This is a genomic window from Parviterribacter kavangonensis (assembly GCF_056863335.1).
Map to the genome: position 1 here is coordinate 2,907,942 of NZ_JBXPJA010000001.1, position 18,264 is coordinate 2,926,205.

Sequence of the window (18,264 nt, forward strand, 5' to 3'; positions counted from 1 at the left end):
CGGGTGGGACCCACGGGCGGGTGGGACCCCAGTCATTGTCAACTTGGCTTGCGCTCCAGCGCACCATGAGGGAGAGTCATGGCATGCGTCCACGCCACTACGTCCCCCGGTGGGTCGTCGTCCTGCTGGCGCCGCTCTTCCGGTACAGCGTCTCCCGGGACGCGTACATCCTCCGCGGCGCCGGTCAGCGCCGCGGCCCTGTCCTGAAGGCCGGCAAGCCGCCCCAGCCTGTCACCGCCCGCCCGCCGTCGCAGCGCTTCGCCCGCGCCGACGCCGCTCCCGCTCCGCAGCACGAGGCCACCGAGCAGCACGAGGCCGCCTAGCTAGCTGTACAGCGCGGCCTCGACCAGCTCGCAGACCGTGTGGCCGACGAGCATGTAGGCCTCCTGGATCCGCGGCGTCTCCTCGGAGGGCACGCGCAGACAGAGGTCGCTGAGCTCGTCGAGCTGCTCGCCCTTCGCGCCGGTGAAGCCGACGACGCGCATGTCGAGGTCGCGCGCCGCCTCGACCGCCGCGATCACGTTCGGCGACGTGCCGCTCGTCGAGATGGCGAGCAGGACGTCGCCGGCACGGCCATGCGCCCGCACGCCGCGGGCGAAGACCTCGTCGAAGTCGTAGTCGTTCGCGATGCACGTGACCGCGGACTGCGTGTCGGCGAGGCTGATCGCCGACAGCGGCGGGCGGTCGAAGAGGTAGCGGCCGACGAGCTCGGACGCGAGGTGCATCGCGTCCGCGGCGCTGCCGCCGTTGCCGCACAGGAGCAGCCTGCCGCCCGCCTGGTACGTCGCGATCAGCAGCGTCGCGAACTCGCCGGTGAACCGGACGTACGCGTCGTCGAGGAGCTGCTGCTTGACCGCGACGCTCTCCTCGAAGCGCCGCCGAACGAGCCCGTGCGTGTCTGCCACGGCCACGACACTAGTCTCGATCGCCGATGATCGGCCTGTTCGACACCCGCACGCCGCTCGAGCCGCTGCGTCCCGAGCTCGACGAGGCGATCGCGCGCGTCGTCGACGCGCAGCAGTTCATCCTCGGCCCGGACGTCGCCGCGTTCGAGACGGAGTTCGCGGCGTGGTGCGGCGCGAAGCACGCCGTCGGCGTCGCGAACGGGACCGACGCGATCACGCTCGCCCTGCGCGCGCTCGGCGTCGGGCCCGGCGACGAGGTCGTCGTCCCGTCGTTCACGTTCTACGCGAGCGCCGAGGCGATCCCGCCGACCGGCGCGACGCCCGTGTTCTGCGACGTCGACCCGGACACGATGTGCGTCACGGCCGACACGGTCCGCGCGGCGCTGACCCCGCGCACGAAGGCGGTCGTCGCCGTCCACCTCTTCGGCAACGTCGCCCCGATCGCGGAGATCGCCGCGCTCGGCGTGCCGGTCCTCGAGGACGCCGCGCAGGCCGCGGGCGCGCGCGGCGACGCCGGCCGCCCCGGCGCGCTGGGGACCGTCGCGACGTGGAGCTTCTACCCGTCGAAGAACCTCGGCTGCTTCGGCGACGGCGGCGCGGTGACGACCGACGACGACGCGATCGCCGACCGCGTCCGGACCCTCGCCTTCCACGGCTCGCGCGACAAGGTCACGTACGAGCACATCGGCGTCAACAGCCGCCTCGACACGATGCAGGCGGCGATCCTGCGCGTGCTCCTGCCGCACGTCGACGGCTGGGCCGACGGGCGACGCGCCGCCGGACGCGCGTACGAGGAGGCCGGCCTCGGCGACCACGTCGCCCTGCCGCGGCCCACCCCCGGCGCCGAGCCCGCGTGGCACCTCTACGTCGTGCGCAGCGACCGCGCCGACGAGATCGGCGCGGCCCTCCACGACGCCGGCATCCAGAACCGCGGCTACTACCGCACCCCGGTCCACCGCCAGCAGGCGATGGCCCCGTGGGGAGCGGACGCCGACCTCCCGGCCACGGACGAGCTCGCGCGGACGCACCTGGCGATCCCCATGAGCCCCGTCCTCACGGCCGCGCAGGCGGCCGAGGTGACCCATGGGGTCGGCCGAGCGCTCGCCGTCAGCCAGCCGTCGTAGCGCGGGCGGCGAGGCGGCCGCGGAACGCGTTCGCCAGGCGGTACGCGGACGCCTTCGCGAGCTCCGCGCGCGGGCCGGCGAACAGCTCGTCGACCGTGCGGTACCAGAGGGCGAGCCAGCGCTCGAAGTGCTGCGGCTGCAGCGCGACGCGCTCGTTCAGCGCGGCGTGCGGGTGGAAGGCGCCGCGGTCGTACGTCTTGGCGTCGAGCAGCAGCGTCGCCCAGAACGACGCGACCACCGGCACGTGCTTCTCGAGATCGAGCTTCGCGACGTCGGTGAAGATGAACCCGATCTCGTCGTCGTCGAGCGCCCGCGAGTAGAACGCCCGCGTCAGCGCCTCGCAGTCCTCGAGCGTCGAGATGTCGCGCCACTCGCGCGGAGCCCCGCCCGTCTCGGCCGCCCCCATCGTCTCTCTCACCGCGGCGGCAGCAAGTCGGCGTCGGGGACGTCGCGGATGCGGCGGGCGGGGATGCCCATCACGACGGCGCGCGGCCGGACGTCGTTCGTCACGACGGCGCCCGCGGCGACGAACGCGTCCTCGCCGACCTCCACGCCGGGCGTCAGCACCGCGCCGCCGCCGACGCGGCAGCCGCGCCGCAGGATCGCCCCGCGCAGCTCGACCTCGCTGCGCGCCATCGTGTCGTCGTTCGTCGTCATCGCGCACGGCCCGACGAAGACGTCGTCCTCGACGACGGAGAACGCGGTGACGTACACGTTCGTCTGGATCCTCACCCGCGCGCCGATCGTCACGTCGTTGTCGATCGCCGACCCGCGGCCGATGAGCGTGCCGTCGCCGACGACCGCGCGCTCGCGCACGTAGGACTGGTCGCCGAGGATCGCTTCGTCGCCGATGCGCGCGCCGGCGAAGACGATCGCGCCGGCGCACACCGTCGTCCGCGCGCCGATGATCAGCGGCTCGACCGCACGGCCCGCCGCCGCCGACGACCGCGCGAGCTTCGGCACCTTCCCGAGCACCACGCCGTCCTCGATGACGCACCCGTCCCCGACGACCGTGCCGTCGTGGATGGTCACGTGCGCCCCGATCGTCACGTCGTCGCCGAGCGAGACCCCGACGCCGAGATGAAGCCCGGGGGCGAGATCGGAAGGCTGCAACACAGGGCCGAGCGTACTCATCGGATCTCCGTGACTACTCTGCCGCGATGCCCTCCCGACCGGGCCTGGATCGGCCGATCGCGTTCGCGCCGATCCTCAAGGAACGCATCTGGGGCGGCCGCCGGCTCGAGCAGCTCTACGGCAAGGCGCTGCCGCCGGACGCGGCGATCGGCGAGAGCTGGGAGCTCGTCGACCGCGAGGACGACCAGAGCGTCGTGGACGACGGCCCGCTGACCGGCACGACGCTCAACGAGCTGTGGACCGAGCACCGCGAGGAGGTCTTCGGCGCTGCCGCGGTCGCCACCGACGACGACCGCTTCCCGCTGCTCGTCAAGCTGCTCGACGCCCGCGAGACGCTGTCGCTGCAGGTCCACCCGCCCGTGCACGTCGCGGCGGAGCTGAACGGCGAGCCGAAGAGCGAGGCCTGGCTCATCACCGACGCCGACCCGGGCGCGCACCTCTTCGCCGGCCTCCGCGAAGGCATCGACCGCGAGAACTTCGAAGAGCAGCTCCGAAGCGGCAAGGACGTCTCCGGCCTCCTCCACCGCCTCCCCGTCACGAAGGGCGACGCGCTCGCTGTCCCCTCCGGCCGCATCCACGCGATCGGCGCGGGCTGCGTGCTGCTCGAGGTCCAGCAGCGCTCCGACACGACCTACCGCGTCCACGACTTCGGACGGCTAGGGCTCGACGGCAAGCCACGCGAGCTGCACGTCGACGCCTCGCTGCAGTGCATCGACTTCGAGGACCTCGAACCCCAGCTCGTCCGCAACGGCGACCTCATCACCGACTGGGAGCACTTCAAGCTCACGCGCCGCCGCATCGACGGCCGGGCGAAGCTGCTCGAGGACGACCAGTCGGCCGTCATCACCGTCATCGAGGGCGAGGTCGGCCCGTACGCGGCCGGCCGCACGGTCCTCTGGCCCGCGAACGCGCCGCGCACCGTCGACGGTGCGGGCAGCGTGGCCATCGCCACGCTGCCCTGACCGTCACGCCGCGAACCGGCCGAAGCCGCTCCGCCAGTAGACCAGCGGCTCACCTTCACGGACCTCCACGTCCTCCACGACGCAGACGACGATCCAGTGGTCTCCGGCGGCGTGCTCGCCGGTCAGCGTGCACGTGAAGCGCGCGATGGCCTCGTCGAGGACGTGCGGCTCGGCGAACCGGTCCGCGCCCGGAACCGCGGCACGGCGGGCGAACTCGCCGTGGCCGGCCGCGAGCACGTGGATCGCCAGGCCGCCGGCCTGCCGCATCCGCCGCCACGTCAGCGACGACCGCCCGACGCAGAACCCGACGAGCGGGGGGTCGAGCGACACCGACGTGAACGAGCTGACGACCAAGCCATCCTGCGACCCGTCGACGTCGGCGGTGACGAACGCCACGCCGGTCGCGAAGCGGCCGAGCGCCGCGCGCAGCGCACCCTCATCGGGGCTCGGTGTTGGCAGCGCAGCCATCACAGCCCTCTAGTGCAGCGCCGCCGGCCGGCCGAGCGCCACGTCGCCGAGCAGCTCGTACGCGCGGTTCGCGCCCAGCGGGTGCATGAAGCTCCCCGCCCGCACGTCGCGGTACGCCCGCGCCAACGGGTGGCGGCTGAAGTACCCGGCGCCGCCCGACTGCGCGAGGCAGCGGTCGACGATCCGCGCGGCGGCCTCGTTGATGAACGCCTTGGCGGCCTGCACCTCGGCGAACGCCTCCATGGTCGCCTCGGCGCTCTCGTCCACCAGCACGGCGGCGCGCGACAAGACAGCCCGGCACGCGCCGAGCTCGATCGCCGTCTCGGCGGCGAGCATCCGCGTCCGCGCGTCGGGATCGCCGCCGCGCATCGCCACGCCGGCGGTGGCGGACGCCGCCGCGCTCTCGGCGATGCCGAGCGACGCCGCGGCGTGGAACAGGCCGGCGTTGAGGTTGCGGTCGATGTAGCCGTGCGCGTCGCCGCTGGGGAACCCGCCGCGCAGCGCGGCACGCGGCACCTCGACGCCGGTGAACGTCACGGAGTGGCTGCCGGACGCGCGCATCCCGAGCGCATCCCAGTCGCCCTGGATCTCGACGCCCTCGGTGTCGGCGGGCACCTCGGCGTAGCCGTAGCGCTCCTCGCCGTCGTCGTCGACGTACGTCACCGCGGTCTGCAGGACCGTGGCGGCCGGCGACATCGTGCAGAACGCCTTGCGGCCGTCGATCCGCCAGCCGGACCGGGTCCGCACGGCGACCGTCTGGGGCCGCGTGAGGTCCTGGCCGAACTCGCTGACGGCCGTCGCCATGATCACGCCGTTGCGGGCGATCGCCGACAGCGACTCGCCCAGCTTCTTCGCCCGCCGCTCGTCGTTGGCGTCGACCGCGCGCCACCAGCGCTTGACGATGTTCAGCACGACGGCCATGTGCATGTTCACGCCGATCGCGACCGACGCGTCGCCCCGAGCCAGACGGCTCGAGGCGACCACGACGTCGTGCACCGAGGTGACCCCCATCCCGCCATGCTCGATGGGGATCGGCGCAGCGAAGTAGCCGGCGCGCTTCAGCGCTTCGATGCTCCCGTGCGGGAACGTCGCCTCGCGGTCGTGCTCCGGCGCTCGGCTCGCGAGCTCGGCCGCGAGCTGCTCGGCCAGCCGCACGAGGCGGGCGCCCGGCACGGTGCGGGCGGTGAGCTCGCGCATCGTCTCAGCCCTTCCGCGAGACGCTGACGGGCACGCCGGCGTTGACGCTGTCGTAGACGGCCGAGCGGGCCTTGCCGCGCGCGACGATCTCGGCGAGCTTCTCGTCGGAGGCGTCGCCCTGCACGTCGAACACGACGCGGATCTCCTTGAAGCCGTTGCGGACCTCGTCGGAGAGGCCGAGGGCGCCCTGGACGTCCATGGTGCCCTCGACCGTCGAGGAGACGTGCGTCAGCTTGATCTTGCGCGCCGTGGCGACGTAGACGATCGAGGTCGTCAGGCAGGCGGCCAGCGCGCTGAGCAGCAGCTCGGCCGGGTTGGGGCCGGTGTCGACGCCGAGCAGGACGGCCGGCTCGCCGGCGTCCACGACGAACGCCTCGTCGCGCTGCTGCTCCTGGCCGGCGCCGTACAGGCTCTTGATCGTCGTCTGGTTGTGCGCGCCGTCGATCCACTCGTTGGTGGCGCGGAAGACGAACGCGCCGAGCGACGGCTCGGCCTTGATGGCGTCCAGCGTGCCGTACATGACGGCGCTGTCGACGCCGTTGCGGATGCGGTCGGTGACCTGGGTTGTCATGGCGGGTGGCTCCTCCTTCGGAGCGGGGGGTGGTGGGGACGCCGCGTAGCCCACCGCGCCCCGGTTCCCGCTCGGTAGCCGTCCGGTAAACGCCCCGAAAGCAGCTAGCCTTCGCCGCCATGCCCACGTCCCTCGTCACCGGCGGCGCCGGCTTCCTCGGGTCTCACCTCTGCGACGCCCTGCTCGAGCGCGGGCACCGCGTCATCTGCGTCGACAACCTCGAGACGGGTTCGCTCAACAACATCGAGCACATCCGGCAGCCCGAGTTCACGATGCTGAACCTCGACATCACCGAGCCGTACTTCGTCGAGGAGCAGGTCGACTTCGTCTACCACCTGGCATCGCCGGCCTCGCCGATCGACTACCTCCGGATCCCGCTCTTCACGCTGAAGGTCGGCTCGCACGGGACGCACCACACGCTCGGGCTCGCGAAGAGGCACCGCGCCCGGTTCCTCATCGCGTCGACGAGCGAGGTCTACGGCGACCCGCTCGTGCACCCGCAGAAGGAGACGTACTGGGGCAATGTCAACCCGATCGGCCCGCGCGGCGTCTACGACGAGGCCAAGCGCTACGCCGAGGCCCTGACGATGGCCTACCACCGCGCTCAGGGCGTGGACACGGCCATCATGCGGATCTTCAACACGTACGGCCCGCGGATGCGCTCGCACGACGGCCGCGCGATCCCGACGTTCCTCCGCCAGGCGCTGAGCGACCAGAACATCACGGTGTTCGGCGACGGCAGCCAGACGCGGTCGTTCTGCTTCGTCGCCGACCTCATCGACGGGATGATCCGGCTCGCCGAGTCGGGCGAGCACGATCCGGTGAACATCGGCAACCCGAACGAGTTCACGCTGCTCGAGCTCGCCGAGACGGTGATCGAGCTGACCGAGTCGAAGTCGGAGATCGTCTACGAGGCGCTGCCGACCGACGACCCCCAGGTCCGCCAGCCCGACATCACGCGGGCCAAGGAGATCCTGGGCTGGGAGCCGAAGGTCGAGCTGCGCGAAGGCCTGCGCCGCACGATCGACGAAGCGGGGATCGAGCAGCTCGTCGGCGCCTCGTAGGCGCCGGCGTCACATCCCGCGGCGGCGCAGCACGAAGCTCAGCGTCCGCAGCACGATCTGGACGTCGCGCCACGGCGACCAGTCGACGATGTACCGGTAGTCGAGCGCGACCATCTCGTCCAGCGGCAGCCGCCCGGCCGCCATGACCTGCCACGGTCCCGTCATCCCCGGCGTCAGATGCAGGCGGCGGCGGTGCCAGCCGGCGATCTGCTCGTCCTCGTCGGCGACGAGCGGCCGCGGCCCGACCATCGCCATGTCGCCGGTGAGGACGTTGATGAGCTGCGGCAGCTCGTCGAGCGAGGTCTTGCGCAGCAGCGCCCCGACGCGGGTGATGCGCGGATCGTCGGCGAGCTTGAAGAGCCCGTCCCGGCCCGCCCGCTCGCGCAGCGCCTCCTTGCGCTGCTCCGCGTCGGCGACCATCGTGCGGAACTTCCAGATCCGGAACCGCTTGCCGTCGCGGCCGATGCGCTCCTGGCGGAAGAAGACCGGGCCGCGGCTGCCGACCTTGATCGCGATCGCGAAGACGGCGAGCACCGGGGAGAGCAGGAGGAGGCCCGTCACCGCGCCGGCGACGTCCATCGCCCGCTTCAGCCGCCGGTCGCGGCGCGCGAGCCCGAACCGCGGCACGGCGAGGAACACGTCGCCGTCGACGTCCTCGAACTCGACCGTCGAGCCGACCACCTCGAGCAGCCGCGGCTTGACGCTCACCTTCAGCCCGATCGCCTTCGCGTCGCGGATGATCGACAGCAGCTGATCCGAGTCGGCTGCGGCCGACGCGACGATGACGCGGTGGGCGTTGCGCTCGCGCACGAGGCCCGCGACGACGGCGCCGCAGATGGGCGGCTCCGGCAGCTCGGCCGGCGTGACCGCGGCGACGATCTCCGCCTTCAGGCCGGGGCTGCGGCAGAGCTTCTCACGCACGCGGTCGACGTCGCGGTCGTCGCCGATGACCAGGCAGCGCTCGGGCGGCGTCGTCGCGACCGCGGCGTGGCGCAGAGCGGCGCGGAGGACGATGCTCGACAGCAGGAAGAGCGCCCACAGCACAAGGCCCTGGCGCGGCCCCAGGGTGCCTTCGACGAAGATGCCCTGGCCGAGGTAGGTGACGAGGGCGCACAGCGTCGCCACGTGGAACAGCGACGGGACCTCGCGAAGCGTGGTCTTGGCGAGCACGAGCTCGTCGCGGTCGTCGAGGCGCATGAGCTGGGTCGCCGCGATGACGAGGACCCCGATCGCGATCGCCGGCAAGCGCAGCGCGTCGTCGCCGGCGAGGTTGACCGAGACGAGCAGGGCGAGCAGCGCGGAGGCGAAGTCGCCGAGCACGAGCAGCCGGCGCAGCAGGTCGTCTCGCTCGCGGACCTGCTGCGGAGAGGCTCCCTCCGTGATCCCCGCCGCAAGCGCCATCGAAGGCGCCGGTGCCGCCGATCGCAGACGCGGTCGTCGTCGCCGCTCCACCCGGAGAGCGCCGTCCTCGCGTGGACGCACAGCCAAAGGCACGTACTCGAACTTCCCGGAGCGAACGTCGAACTACCACGAATCGGCGCACCAACCCACAACAACGGGGTCAGGCACCGTGCGTGCATGAATGGGGTCAGACCCCAAGCATGCGCATCAGAGGGGTCTGACCCCGGTGATGCGCGCGGCGGCGGCCTCGTAGGCCGCGATCTGGGCGAGCGTCGTGTCGCGGACGTCGGCGCCGCGCTCGTACGCGCGGTGCCACTCGACGATCGCCTGCAGGCCCTCGTCGAGGTTCCACGCCGGGCGCCAACCCAGCCGCAGGCGCGCCTTCGTGGAGTCGAGGCGCAGCGTCGGGTTCTCCGCGGGGTGGGCGCCCTCCTGGGCGACGACGGTCGCCTCCTCGCCCCACAGCTCCGCGAGCCGTGCGGCGATCGCGCGCACCGGCAGCGCCTCCTCCACCGTCGGCCCGAAGTTCCACGCGTCCGCGGCGCCCTCGTCCCCGCGCGCGACCGCCTCGGCCAGCTGGAGGTAGCCGGCGAGCGGGTTGAGCACGTGCTGCCAGGGGCGCACGGCGTCCGGGTTCCGCAGCGCCACGGCCTCACCCCGCGCGAGTGCACGCACGGTGTCAGGCACGAGACGTGCAGCGCCCCAGTCCCCGCCGCCGATGACGTTGCCCGCCCGCGCCGTCGCGACCGGCAGCCCGAACGACGACCGGTACGAGGCGGCGACGAGCTCCGCGCCCGCCTTCGACGCCGAGTACGGATCGTGGCCGCCCAGCGGATCGGTCTCGCGGTGCCCCGCCTCCTCAGCGGACGGCTCGTAGCACTTGTCGGACGTCACAACGACGACCGCCGACGCGCCATCCGCCCGCCGGACCGCCTCCAGCACGTGCGCCGTCCCGAGCACGTTGACCGCGAAGGTGCCCGCCGGATCCTCGTACGAAGGCCGCACGAGCGGCTGCGCGGCGAGGTGGAACACGACGTCGAACCGACCGCTCCCCACCGCATCGACGACCGCCTCGAGGTCGCGGACGTCGGCCTCCACGCCCGCGACGTCGTCTCCCACACGGGCGAGGTCGTGCAACGCCGGTTGCGTGGGGACGCCGTCGGAGAGCCCCGTCACGGACGCTCCCAGCGAGGTCAGCCAGAGGCTCAGCCACGCCCCCTTGAAACCGGTGTGTCCCGTCACCAGGACGTTCCGGCCGCCCCAGAACGCGCCGTCGGACACAGGAGAGGCGGCCATGTGCGGCTATGCTACGAGGCCTTCTCGCGCTCAGCCGTTCGCGCGGGACCGAACTTCGTCGTGGTAGGACGCGACTTTCCCGGCGCCGGACCGTTGTGCATAGTCGGGAGCTCTTCCCCCCGATCCATGAACCCTCAGACCGCAGAGTTCACCCGCGTCGCCCCCACCGAGGCCCCGCCTCGCAGCGAGGCGGCGACGCGCCCGTCGACGGCCGACGTCCTGGGCGTCCAGCTCGCGCTGACGGACTACGAGCGGACGATGGACTGGATCGACGCGATGGTCGCCGAGCGCCGCAAGGGCTACCTCAGCGCCGCCGCGGTGCACCTCGTGATGGTCGCGCAGGAGGACGAGCCCACCCGGGACGCCGTCCGCGACTGCACGCTCGTCGTCCCCGACGGTCAGCCGCTCGTCTGGGCGCTGCGCTCGCTCGGCCACCGGGCCAGCCGCGTGTACGGCCCCGACCTCATGGCGAAGTACTGCGAGCGCTCGGCGAAGACCGGCACGCGCATGTACCTCTACGGCGGCCGCAACCAGGGCGCCCTGGTGGAGCTCGCCCTCAGGCTCCGCCGCCGCTTCCCCGGCCTGCAGATCGTCGGCGGCTACTCGCCCCCGTTCCGCCCGCTCAGCGCCGAGGAGCGCGACTGGGTCGTCGAGGACATCAACCGCTCCAAGGCGGACGTCGTGTGGGTCGGCATCGGCCAGCCCAAGCAGGAGATCTGGATGCGCGACTTCCGCGACCAGCTCGACGCGCCGATGCTCATCGGGGTCGGCGCCGCGTTCGACTTCCACGCCGGCCTGGTCCCGCAGGCCCCCACGTGGATGCAGCACGTCGGTCTCGAGTGGGTCTTCCGCCTCGCGCAGGAGCCCCGCCGCCTGTGGCGTCGCTACGCCCGCTACAACCCGCGCTTCGTCGCCGGGTTCCTGCGGCAGCGGCTGACCACGCAGCGCGGTCGCTAGCCTCGGCCCGTGGACCGCGACGTCTCCGTCATCGGACTCGGCAGGGTCGGACTGCCCCTGGCGCTGTCGTTCGCCGATCGCGGCCTGAGCGTCGTCGGCGTCGACACCGACGCCGACCGCCTCGACGCGGTCCGCGAGGGCCGCATGCCGTTCCAGGAGAACGGCGGCCAGGAGGTCCTTGATCGCGTGCACGCGTCGGGCCGCCTGGAGGTCACCGATCGCGTCGCCGACGCCGCCCGCGCGCGGCACATCGTCATCACGCTCGGGACGCCGTCGTTCTCGCACATCGAGATCGACATGCGCGACATCCGCTCCGCGCTGGATGACCTGCTGCCGGTGCTCGAGCCCGGCCACTCGGTGATCCTGCGCTCCACCATCGCGCCGAACACGACCGACTTCGTCGCGGGCTACCTGCACAAGAAGCGCGGCTTCGAGATCGGGACGGAGCTGTTCGTCGCCCACGCGCCCGAGCGCATCGCCGCCGGCCGCTTCTTCGAGGAGATCGACGCGCTGCCGCAGATCGTCGGCGGCGTCGGCGAGCGCTCCGGCGAGGTCGTCGCCGAGCTCTTCGAGGTCTACGAGGCGCCCGTCGTGCAGACGACGCCGGTGCAGGCCGAGCTCGCGAAGATCTGGACCAACATCCTGCGCTACGCGACGTTCTCGCTGCCGAACCTGCTGATGATGGACTGCGAGCAGTACGACGCGAACGTCTTCGAGGTCATCGACCTCATCAACGAGAACTACCCCCGCGGCGGGATCAAGATGCCGGGCTTCACCGCCGGCACCTGCCTGCGCAAGGACTTCACGTTCAGCGAGGAGCGCTCGTACGCGCCGGGCATGCTGCTCGCCGTCAGCCGCGTCAACGAGAGCGTCCCGCTGTTCCTCGTCGAGGGCATGAAGCGGCGCCTCGGCTCGCTCGCCGGCCGCAAGATCGCGGTCCTCGGCCTCGCGTTCAAGGCCGACACCGACGACGAGCGCGACTCGCTCTCGCACAAGCTCATCCGCCTGCTCGAGCGCGAGCTCGCCGACGTCGCCGTCCACGACCCGATCGTCGCGACGCCGACGCAGTCGTTCGACGAGGCGATCACCGGCGCCGACGCGGTCGTCGTCGCCACGAACCACTCCGCCTTCTGCGGCCCCGAGCGCTTGCACGACCTGCAGCGCCTCGCCGGCGAGGAGGCGCTCATCGTCGACCCGTGGAACTGCTTCGGCGTCGCGCAGGTGTTCGCGTACGCCGCCGAGGCGACGGCGCTGGCGGGCGCGGCGGCCGAAGAGACGGCCTAAGCTACGCGCGGACGCGGCAGGCGCCGACGGGCTCGTCGAAGCCCTTCAGCGTCAGCTCGACCGTCTCGCCGGGTTCGTGGCCGAGCGCCTCGACGACCCGCGACGACACGACGACCTCGCCGGCCGCCGCGTGGCCCTGCAGACGCGAGGCGGTGTTGACGACATCGCCGACCGCGGTGAAGTCGCGGACGCTGCCGTCGCCGATGTTCCCGACGAACGCCTCGCCGATGTCGAGCCCGATCCCGACGTCCGCGAACGAGCCGACCTCCGCGAGCAGCTGCCGCGCGTGGTCGAGCATCACCCGCGCGATCCGGGGCCGATCGGCGCCCGGTTCCATGAACGGCAGGTAGAGCGCCATCACCTCGTCGCCGATCAGCTTGTCGATGATCGCCTCGGGGAACAGGACGTCCTCCGCGACCTGGTAGAAGCGGCGCAGGAGCGCGCTGACCTCGCGCGGAGCCGCCCGGCGGCTCAGCGCCGTGAACCCCCGCAGGTCGGCGAACAGCACGCCCGCATCCGTCGTCATGCCGCCGGGCGGCGCGAGCTCGACGCAGACGTCGCAGACGTTCGGGTTCTTCCGCGACGGCCGGTAGCCGAGCGGCCGCACGAGCCGGCCGCCGACCCCCGAGAACGGCGCGCCGCAGATCCCGCACCGCGGCGAGCTTGGCAGCGAGAGGAGCACACGCTTGAACCGCTGCGCGGCCGGATGCTGGTCCATCGTGAAGTAGGCGGCCCAGTCGTCCTCGGACAGCGGCTCACCGGGGCGCTTGCGCGCCTCCTTGACGAGCTGACGCATCGCGTAGCGCTGCCAGAACGTCGAACCGCGGTCGCCGGAGTCGGCCACGGGCCGGACTCTACGCCCGGATCAGAGGATGCGCACCGGCGTGCCGACCGGCATGAGCCGGGCGAGCTGCCGGATCTTCGCGTTCGGCACGCGGATGCAGCCGTGCGACGGGCGGCCGGGGATGAGCTGCGGCTGGTTCGTGCCGTGGATCCCGACGACGCCGCCGCCGGGCCAGTCGCTCAGCACCGAGTACGCCGCGGTCCCGAACGCCCACGGGCCGTAGATCCCGTTGCCGCCGAGGTTCTTCAGCCGCTCGCGGATCCAGAACCGGCCGGCCGGCGTGGGCGTGCCCGGCGCGCCGACGCCGATGCGCGACTGCCACACCTTCTTGCCGCGGCGGTAGAGCGTCGCGGTGAGCGTGCGGCGGTTGACGCGCAGGCTCGTGCGCACGACCTGCAGCTGCCCGAGGTCGCGGCGCTGGACCCAACCGGTCCGGCCGTTCGGCCGCCCCGGGATGCGGATCTGCAGCCACACGCGGTTGAGCCGGTCGACCCGGCTGCGCAGGACGAGGTAGATCTCGGCGAGGCCGTCCTCGGTGAAGTACCGCAGCCGGCCGCGCGCCTTCGACGAGCCGCTCGGCAGTGCGCGGATGACCGCCCGGCGGTTGGGGTGCGCCAGGCGGGTGATCGAGGTCTCGTTCGAGAGCCGCTCGTTGCCCAGCCGCCCGGCCGGGCCGACCGGGCGCAGAGCCTCCGCCGACGCGGTCGCGACGACGCACGCAAGCGCGACGGCGCAGAGCAGCAAGGTGGCAAGAAGGCGCTTCACAGTGGTCTCATCGGCAGGTGGGTGGTGTCTGATGAGGGCGACCCTCCGAAGAGGGTCGCAGTGGTCGGGGTCGTCGGAGACCGGAAGGGGACGGGCGCCCGAAGGCGCCCGTCCCCGCACCATCCGGGGATGATCAGCCGGTGAACCGCGGCAGCTGCGCGCGGCGGCACCGCTGGAACGTCGACGTCAGCGTCTTGGCCTTCGTCTGCGCCGCGGCGACGTACGTGATCCGGACCTTCAGCCGGTGCACGCTGCCCGAGCGCATCTTCGACGGGTCGACGACCAGCTTGTAGGTCTTCGACTTGACCAGCTGGGCGGACTTGGCGGCCCGCACCGTCTTGACCCGCTTGCCGTCGATCGTGAACGTCACGGTCTTGATCTGCCGGCCGGTGACGCGCACCGTGAACGACTGCTGACGGCACCCGCTCGGCGCCAGCAGCTTCGCCGTGCCCCTCACGGGGTTGCGCAGCGGCTCGACGATCTGCACCGGCTGCTGCAGCGTCGTCTTCGCGTTGTCCTGCGCGCCGACGATGCGGCCGTTGCCGTCCGTGCCCTTCACGAACGCGTCGTTGTCGACGAGCGTCTGACCGGCCTGCGTCTGCACCGAGCAGGTGTAGACCCAGCGGTCACCCGGGTTGAACACGGCGGGCGAGCCGTCCGCGTCGTTCCCGGCACCGGCGAACTTCTGCTGCACCTGCGGCGGCGCCTGGCAGAGCGGGTCGGTGACCTCGACGCGACCCTCGTCGAACGGGACGTCGCCGGGGTTCGTGACCGTCAGCGTGTACGTGATCAGCGAGCCGGCGGTCGCCGTGGCGGGGCCGGTCTTGTCGATCGCGATCGCCGGGTGCAGGATCAGGGTCAGGTGGTCGTCCGTCGCCGGACCGACCGGCTGGCCCTGCTCGTCCTTCGCCGTCACCGTGACGGTGTTGTGGATCGGGTTCTCCTCGCCGCTCGAGTGCGTCGCGGAGATCGTCGTGGTGCACGAGTACGTCCACGTCTCGTTCGGGTCGAGCGTGGCCGGCGTCGCGTCCGCGCCCTTGTCGGGGCCGGTGACCGGCGCACACCGGTCGTCGCTGACGACGACGTCCGTCAGCGGCGAGTTGCCGGTGTTCGTGACCTTGAACGTGTAGGTCACCGAGTCGCCGTGGTAGGCGAACTCGTTGCCCGCCTTCACGACGATCGTCTTGGCGGCGATCTTCGTGTTGGTGAAGACGCACTTGATGACGTCGCCCGCGCCCGGCGTGAACGTCGCCGTACGGGTCGGCTTGTCACCAGTGCCGCCGGCGTCGCAGGCGATGCCCTCGAGCCGGTAGCCGGTCTTCGTGTCCTCGGTCGCCTTGTAGGTGCCGGGCAGGACCTGCCGCGACTCCTGGCCGTCGTCCTGCAGCGAGAACGTGCCCGCACCCGGAGCGTCGGTCGTGAACCCGAAGGTCGCGCCGTTCGTCTCGTCGGGGTCGGTCTGCTTCTCGACGACGATCGTCGCTTCCTTGGTGTCCGTGAACATGCAGTGCACGTCGTCGCCGGGCTTGATCGACATCGAGACGCCACCCTCGTCCTTCGCGGGCAGCGCCGGGGCGCCGGTCGTCGGGAACGGAGCCAGCGCCGGCGTGTAGCACGTCAGCCCGGTGAGCTGCCAGCCCGCCTTCTGGTTCTCCGTGATCGACACGTTCGTGCCGGCCGCATCCGGGACCACGGTGTACGTCGTGCTCGCGAGCGGGTCGGATTCCTTCACGTCGAACGGACCCGGGGCGCCGAGGCCGGTCGTCGAGAACGAGAACGGCTCGGTCCCGGAGTCCGGGTTGGCCGGGTTGGCGTGCGGCCCGCCAACCTGCACCTTCTCGAACGAGATCGTCGACTCGCGCGTGTCGGTGAAGACGCAGTGCGCCGTGTCGCCCGGCTGGACGTTCAGCGTCACGCCACCCTCATTCGTGGCCGGCAGTGCCGGCTTGCCCGAGGTCTGCCCGGCCGGGAACGGCGTGTTGCCGCCCACCGACGTGAAGCAGTCCAGGCCGGTCAGCGTCCAAGCCGCCTTCTGGCCCTCGGTGATCGACACGCTCGTGCCGCCGGCGGCCGGGACGACGGTGTACGTCGTGGTCGAGACCGGGTCGGACTCCTTGACGTCGAACGCGCCCGGAGCGCCGAGGCCGCTCGTCGTGAACGAGAAGTCCTCGGTGCCGGAGTCGGGGTCGGCCGGATCGCTGTGGGGCCCGCCGAGCTGGACCTTCTCGAACGAGACCTTCGCCTCCTGCGTGTCCTCGAACACGCAGTGGACGGTCTCACCCGGCTTGAGGTTGACGGTCACGCCGCCCTCGTTCGCCGCCGGGAACGCACCCGGTGCCCCGGACAGCGCGGCCGCCGGGAACGGCGTCGTCTTCGCCGTGCTCGTGAAGCAGTCGAGGTCGGTCAGCTGCCAGCCGGCCTTCTGGTTCTCGGCGATCGTGTAGTTCGTCCCCCCGGCAGCCGGCGTGACCGCGTAGGTCTGCGACGCGATCGAGTCGGACTCGGTCACGTTGAACGGACCCGCCGGGCCGAAGCCGGTGGTCGAGAACGAGAAGGGCTCGGTGCCCGAGTCCGGGTTCGCCGGATCGGAGTGCGGGCCGCCGATCTGGTTCTTCTCGAACGAGATCGTCGCCTGCTTGGTGTTCTTGTACGTGCAGGTGACGGTCTCGCCCTTGGAGACGTGGATGTTCGCCGTGGCCGAGCCCGCCGCCGCGGGGACGGAGTCCGGATCGGCGCCCTCGCTGCCGTCGGGGTTCTTCGCCGCGAGGCTCGACGTGCAGGACAGCCCGTCGAACACGTAGCCCGGGCCCGGTGACGTCTCCGTCATCGTGATCGCGGCGCCGCCGGCGTTCGGCTGGACGTTCTCGAACACCTGCTGGCCGCCGGACTGGATCGTGAACGGAGCGTTCTCGTCGGCCAGGTTCGGGGTCGAGGTGACGACCGGTGCGTTGAAGCCGTTGCCGTCGAACGGGAAGGAGTCACCGGTGTTCGCCGGGGTCGTCTCCTTCTTGATGACGACCTTGCCGCAGTTCGAGACGATCAGCGGGATCGGCGCGAGCCAGTCTGCGAGGTCGGCGGACACCGACGGCGACTGGCGCGAGCGCATCGACAGCGAGCCGAACGTCGCGCACGGGTTGTTCTGGTCGAGGCCGAGCGCGGCCTGCAGGTTCACCACCGCCTCGCCGAACGTGCGCGAGAGCATCGTGTTCTGCGTTCCGGCCGTCGTCGTGTCGGTGTCGTACGCCGCTCCCTTCTCGCCCGGCAGGAAGTTCGTGATCGGGAAGCCGTCGTTGACGATGCCCTGCGCGAGACCGGTGGCGCTCTGCGGGGTGCCGGGGCAGCTCCAGTCGCCGTCTATCCACGGCGTCGGGCTGTTCGTCGGGTTGATCCACGTGCAGATCGTGATGTCCGCCGGCGTGCTGCCGGTCTGGTCGAACACGATCAGGCGGTCACCGACGCGGCGCTTGAGCAGCCGGATGCCGTGCAGGTTCGTGAACCAGACGTCGTCGTTGCTCTGCGGGATCGAGGCGGAGTTCTGGTTGAGCTCGAAGTCGAAGTTCGCGGAGCTCGACGCGGGGTTGTTCGGCGACTGACGGTGGTAGGCGAGGTACAGGAAGAAGTCGCCCGTCGTCTTGGTGGCACCCCAGTTCGCGAAGATGTTCGACTTGTCGGAGGCGGGGTCGCCGGGCCCGATGTTCCAGTTGTTCGGGTTGTTCTCCTTCTGCGGGCCGCCGCCGAGGAACTCGCCCTCGGTCGCGGGATCGTCGACGTTCGCGCCGCCGCCACCACCGGGCAGGAACGCGCCGGCGGCGACGAGGCCCTCCCAGTCCGTCGACGTCGGGTCGACCGCCGGGGCGGGGCTGTTGCACTGATCGCCGTCGAGGGCCTGGAAGCCCGAGCCGGCGAGCGGCGCGATGAGCTGCGGGCCGGGCGCGCAGTCGACTGCGAGGGCGCTCTCCGCGCGTGCGAACGCGAACGCGAAGAAGGCGAGGATCGCGAGGAGAGCTGCCAGCGCCGTTCGGCGCGGCAGCGACGACACATCATGCGTCATGCGAGTAGCTCCGGGTTGTGCGGTGAGCGGTTCCGCGGCTCCGGGGGGTTCTCGAGCGGTCTCCGGGTGCTCGAGAGAAGCGGGCGGATCTTGGACGGGTGTCTTAGTGCTGGGGTTCTTCTACACCCAGCACGCCGCCAGCTGGAGAAAAATTCCCCCTGTCTGGACGCCTGTTCGACCGAAGGTGCGAAATTCGTACCTTCTTCTACGCGGAACGTCGAGGAATCGACTGCCACGGCGC

Annotated in this window: 17 protein-coding genes; 6 read left to right on the plus strand and 11 right to left on the minus strand. The window is 71.7% G+C overall.

Annotated features, from left to right (window positions below; genetic code table 11):
• Positions 1-83: 83 nt before the first annotated feature.
• On the plus strand, positions 84-323 hold the full coding sequence (locus tag AC1UE4_RS14675) for a hypothetical protein (protein ID WP_482917975.1): 240 nt from the start codon (positions 84-86) through the stop codon (positions 321-323).
• Here AC1UE4_RS14675 and AC1UE4_RS14680 read toward each other — a convergent pair whose 3' ends face one another.
• On the minus strand, positions 324-905 hold the full coding sequence (locus AC1UE4_RS14680) for a D-sedoheptulose-7-phosphate isomerase (protein WP_482917976.1): 582 nt from the start codon (positions 903-905) through the stop codon (positions 324-326). It abuts the gene before it with no gap.
• Positions 906-931: 26 nt separating this feature from the next.
• Here AC1UE4_RS14680 and AC1UE4_RS14685 point away from each other — a divergent pair, with 26 nt between their 5' ends.
• Positions 932-2,029 carry a DegT/DnrJ/EryC1/StrS family aminotransferase gene (locus AC1UE4_RS14685; RefSeq protein ID WP_482917977.1) on the plus strand — a complete coding sequence of 366 codons (1,098 nt, stop codon included), beginning with the start codon at positions 932-934 and terminating at the stop codon, positions 2,027-2,029.
• Here AC1UE4_RS14685 and AC1UE4_RS14690 read toward each other — a convergent pair.
• Both AC1UE4_RS14690 and AC1UE4_RS14695 read right to left on the minus strand, forming a co-directional pair.
• Positions 2,013-2,447 carry a group III truncated hemoglobin gene (locus AC1UE4_RS14690; protein WP_482917978.1) on the minus strand — a complete coding sequence of 145 codons (435 nt, stop codon included), beginning with the start codon at positions 2,445-2,447 and terminating at the stop codon, positions 2,013-2,015. The two genes, AC1UE4_RS14685 and AC1UE4_RS14690, sit on opposite strands and share 17 nt — an antisense overlap.
• Positions 2,444-3,142, minus strand: a complete 699-nt coding sequence (locus AC1UE4_RS14695) for an acyltransferase (RefSeq protein ID WP_482917979.1) — start codon at positions 3,140-3,142, stop codon at positions 2,444-2,446. Before AC1UE4_RS14695 ends, AC1UE4_RS14690 begins: the two co-directional genes overlap by 4 nt.
• A gap of 47 nt (positions 3,143-3,189) precedes the next feature.
• Between AC1UE4_RS14695 and AC1UE4_RS14700 the strand changes: the two genes are divergently transcribed.
• The gene (locus AC1UE4_RS14700) at positions 3,190-4,125 is read left to right on the plus strand and encodes a type I phosphomannose isomerase catalytic subunit (RefSeq protein ID WP_482917980.1); all 936 of its coding nucleotides are present in this window, start codon (positions 3,190-3,192) and stop codon (positions 4,123-4,125) included.
• Positions 4,126-4,128: 3 nt separating this feature from the next.
• On the opposite strand, the gene AC1UE4_RS14705 is transcribed toward AC1UE4_RS14700, so the two are convergent.
• Genes AC1UE4_RS14705 through AC1UE4_RS14715 form a run of 3 tightly spaced genes read right to left on the minus strand, consistent with a single transcriptional unit; the run spans position 4,129 to position 6,361 of the window.
• The gene (locus AC1UE4_RS14705; protein ID WP_482917981.1) at positions 4,129-4,593 is read right to left on the minus strand and encodes a flavin reductase family protein; all 465 of its coding nucleotides are present in this window, start codon (positions 4,591-4,593) and stop codon (positions 4,129-4,131) included.
• 9 nt (positions 4,594-4,602) lie between these two features.
• A complete protein-coding gene (locus AC1UE4_RS14710) occupies positions 4,603-5,790 on the minus strand; it encodes an acyl-CoA dehydrogenase family protein (RefSeq protein WP_482917982.1) in 1,188 nt (395 codons plus the stop codon).
• Positions 5,791-5,794: 4 nt separating this feature from the next.
• On the minus strand, positions 5,795-6,361 hold the full coding sequence (locus AC1UE4_RS14715) for an OsmC family protein (RefSeq protein WP_482917983.1): 567 nt from the start codon (positions 6,359-6,361) through the stop codon (positions 5,795-5,797).
• Positions 6,362-6,480: 119 nt separating this feature from the next.
• On the opposite strand from AC1UE4_RS14715, the gene AC1UE4_RS14720 reads away from it, so the two are divergent.
• Positions 6,481-7,425 (plus strand): UDP-glucuronic acid decarboxylase family protein, encoded by a 945-nt coding sequence (locus AC1UE4_RS14720; protein ID WP_482917984.1) that lies wholly within the window; start codon positions 6,481-6,483, stop codon positions 7,423-7,425.
• 9 nt (positions 7,426-7,434) lie between these two features.
• Here AC1UE4_RS14720 and AC1UE4_RS14725 read toward each other — a convergent pair whose 3' ends face one another.
• Together AC1UE4_RS14725 and rfbG are read right to left on the minus strand one after the other, a co-directional pair.
• Positions 7,435-8,826 carry a sugar transferase gene (locus tag AC1UE4_RS14725; RefSeq protein WP_482917985.1) on the minus strand — a complete coding sequence of 464 codons (1,392 nt, stop codon included), beginning with the start codon at positions 8,824-8,826 and terminating at the stop codon, positions 7,435-7,437.
• A gap of 207 nt (positions 8,827-9,033) precedes the next feature.
• Entirely contained in the window at positions 9,034-10,122 is a 1,089-nt protein-coding gene (rfbG, locus tag AC1UE4_RS14730) for a CDP-glucose 4,6-dehydratase (protein ID WP_482917986.1), read from the minus strand.
• A gap of 126 nt (positions 10,123-10,248) precedes the next feature.
• On the opposite strand from rfbG, the gene AC1UE4_RS14735 reads away from it, so the two are divergent.
• Complete coding sequence (locus AC1UE4_RS14735; protein ID WP_482917987.1) at positions 10,249-11,079, plus strand: WecB/TagA/CpsF family glycosyltransferase; 831 nt, start codon at positions 10,249-10,251, stop codon at positions 11,077-11,079.
• A gap of 9 nt (positions 11,080-11,088) precedes the next feature.
• Complete coding sequence (locus AC1UE4_RS14740; RefSeq protein ID WP_482917988.1) at positions 11,089-12,363, plus strand: nucleotide sugar dehydrogenase; 1,275 nt, start codon at positions 11,089-11,091, stop codon at positions 12,361-12,363.
• Position 12,364: 1 nt separating this feature from the next.
• Here AC1UE4_RS14740 and AC1UE4_RS14745 read toward each other — a convergent pair whose 3' ends face one another.
• The 3 genes from AC1UE4_RS14745 to AC1UE4_RS14755 form a co-directional block, all read right to left on the minus strand.
• Positions 12,365-13,207 carry an adenylate/guanylate cyclase domain-containing protein gene (locus tag AC1UE4_RS14745; RefSeq protein WP_482917989.1) on the minus strand — a complete coding sequence of 281 codons (843 nt, stop codon included), beginning with the start codon at positions 13,205-13,207 and terminating at the stop codon, positions 12,365-12,367.
• Between the two features lie 21 nt (positions 13,208-13,228).
• Complete coding sequence (locus AC1UE4_RS14750) at positions 13,229-13,972, minus strand: L,D-transpeptidase (protein WP_482917990.1); 744 nt, start codon at positions 13,970-13,972, stop codon at positions 13,229-13,231.
• Positions 13,973-14,105: 133 nt separating this feature from the next.
• A complete protein-coding gene (locus AC1UE4_RS14755; protein ID WP_482917991.1) occupies positions 14,106-18,023 on the minus strand; it encodes a prealbumin-like fold domain-containing protein in 3,918 nt (1,305 codons plus the stop codon).
• Between the last annotated feature and the right edge of the window lie 241 nt (positions 18,024-18,264).

Coding starts and splice junctions, on each gene's coding strand:
- AC1UE4_RS14685 (WP_482917977.1), top strand. CDS start 932: ATGATCGGCCTGTTCGACACCCGCACGCCGCTCGAGCCGCTGCGTCCC.
- AC1UE4_RS14735 (WP_482917987.1), top strand. CDS start 10,249: ATGAACCCTCAGACCGCAGAGTTCACCCGCGTCGCCCCCACCGAGGCC.
- rfbG (WP_482917986.1), bottom strand. CDS start 10,122: ATGGCCGCCTCTCCTGTGTCCGACGGCGCGTTCTGGGGCGGCCGGAAC.
- AC1UE4_RS14720 (WP_482917984.1), top strand. CDS start 6,481: ATGCCCACGTCCCTCGTCACCGGCGGCGCCGGCTTCCTCGGGTCTCAC.
- AC1UE4_RS14755 (WP_482917991.1), bottom strand. CDS start 18,023: ATGACGCATGATGTGTCGTCGCTGCCGCGCCGAACGGCGCTGGCAGCT.
- AC1UE4_RS14700 (WP_482917980.1), top strand. CDS start 3,190: ATGCCCTCCCGACCGGGCCTGGATCGGCCGATCGCGTTCGCGCCGATC.
- AC1UE4_RS14710 (WP_482917982.1), bottom strand. CDS start 5,790: ATGCGCGAGCTCACCGCCCGCACCGTGCCGGGCGCCCGCCTCGTGCGG.
- AC1UE4_RS14705 (WP_482917981.1), bottom strand. CDS start 4,593: ATGGCTGCGCTGCCAACACCGAGCCCCGATGAGGGTGCGCTGCGCGCG.
- AC1UE4_RS14675 (WP_482917975.1), top strand. CDS start 84: ATGCGTCCACGCCACTACGTCCCCCGGTGGGTCGTCGTCCTGCTGGCG.
- AC1UE4_RS14725 (WP_482917985.1), bottom strand. CDS start 8,826: ATGGCGCTTGCGGCGGGGATCACGGAGGGAGCCTCTCCGCAGCAGGTC.
- AC1UE4_RS14715 (WP_482917983.1), bottom strand. CDS start 6,361: ATGACAACCCAGGTCACCGACCGCATCCGCAACGGCGTCGACAGCGCC.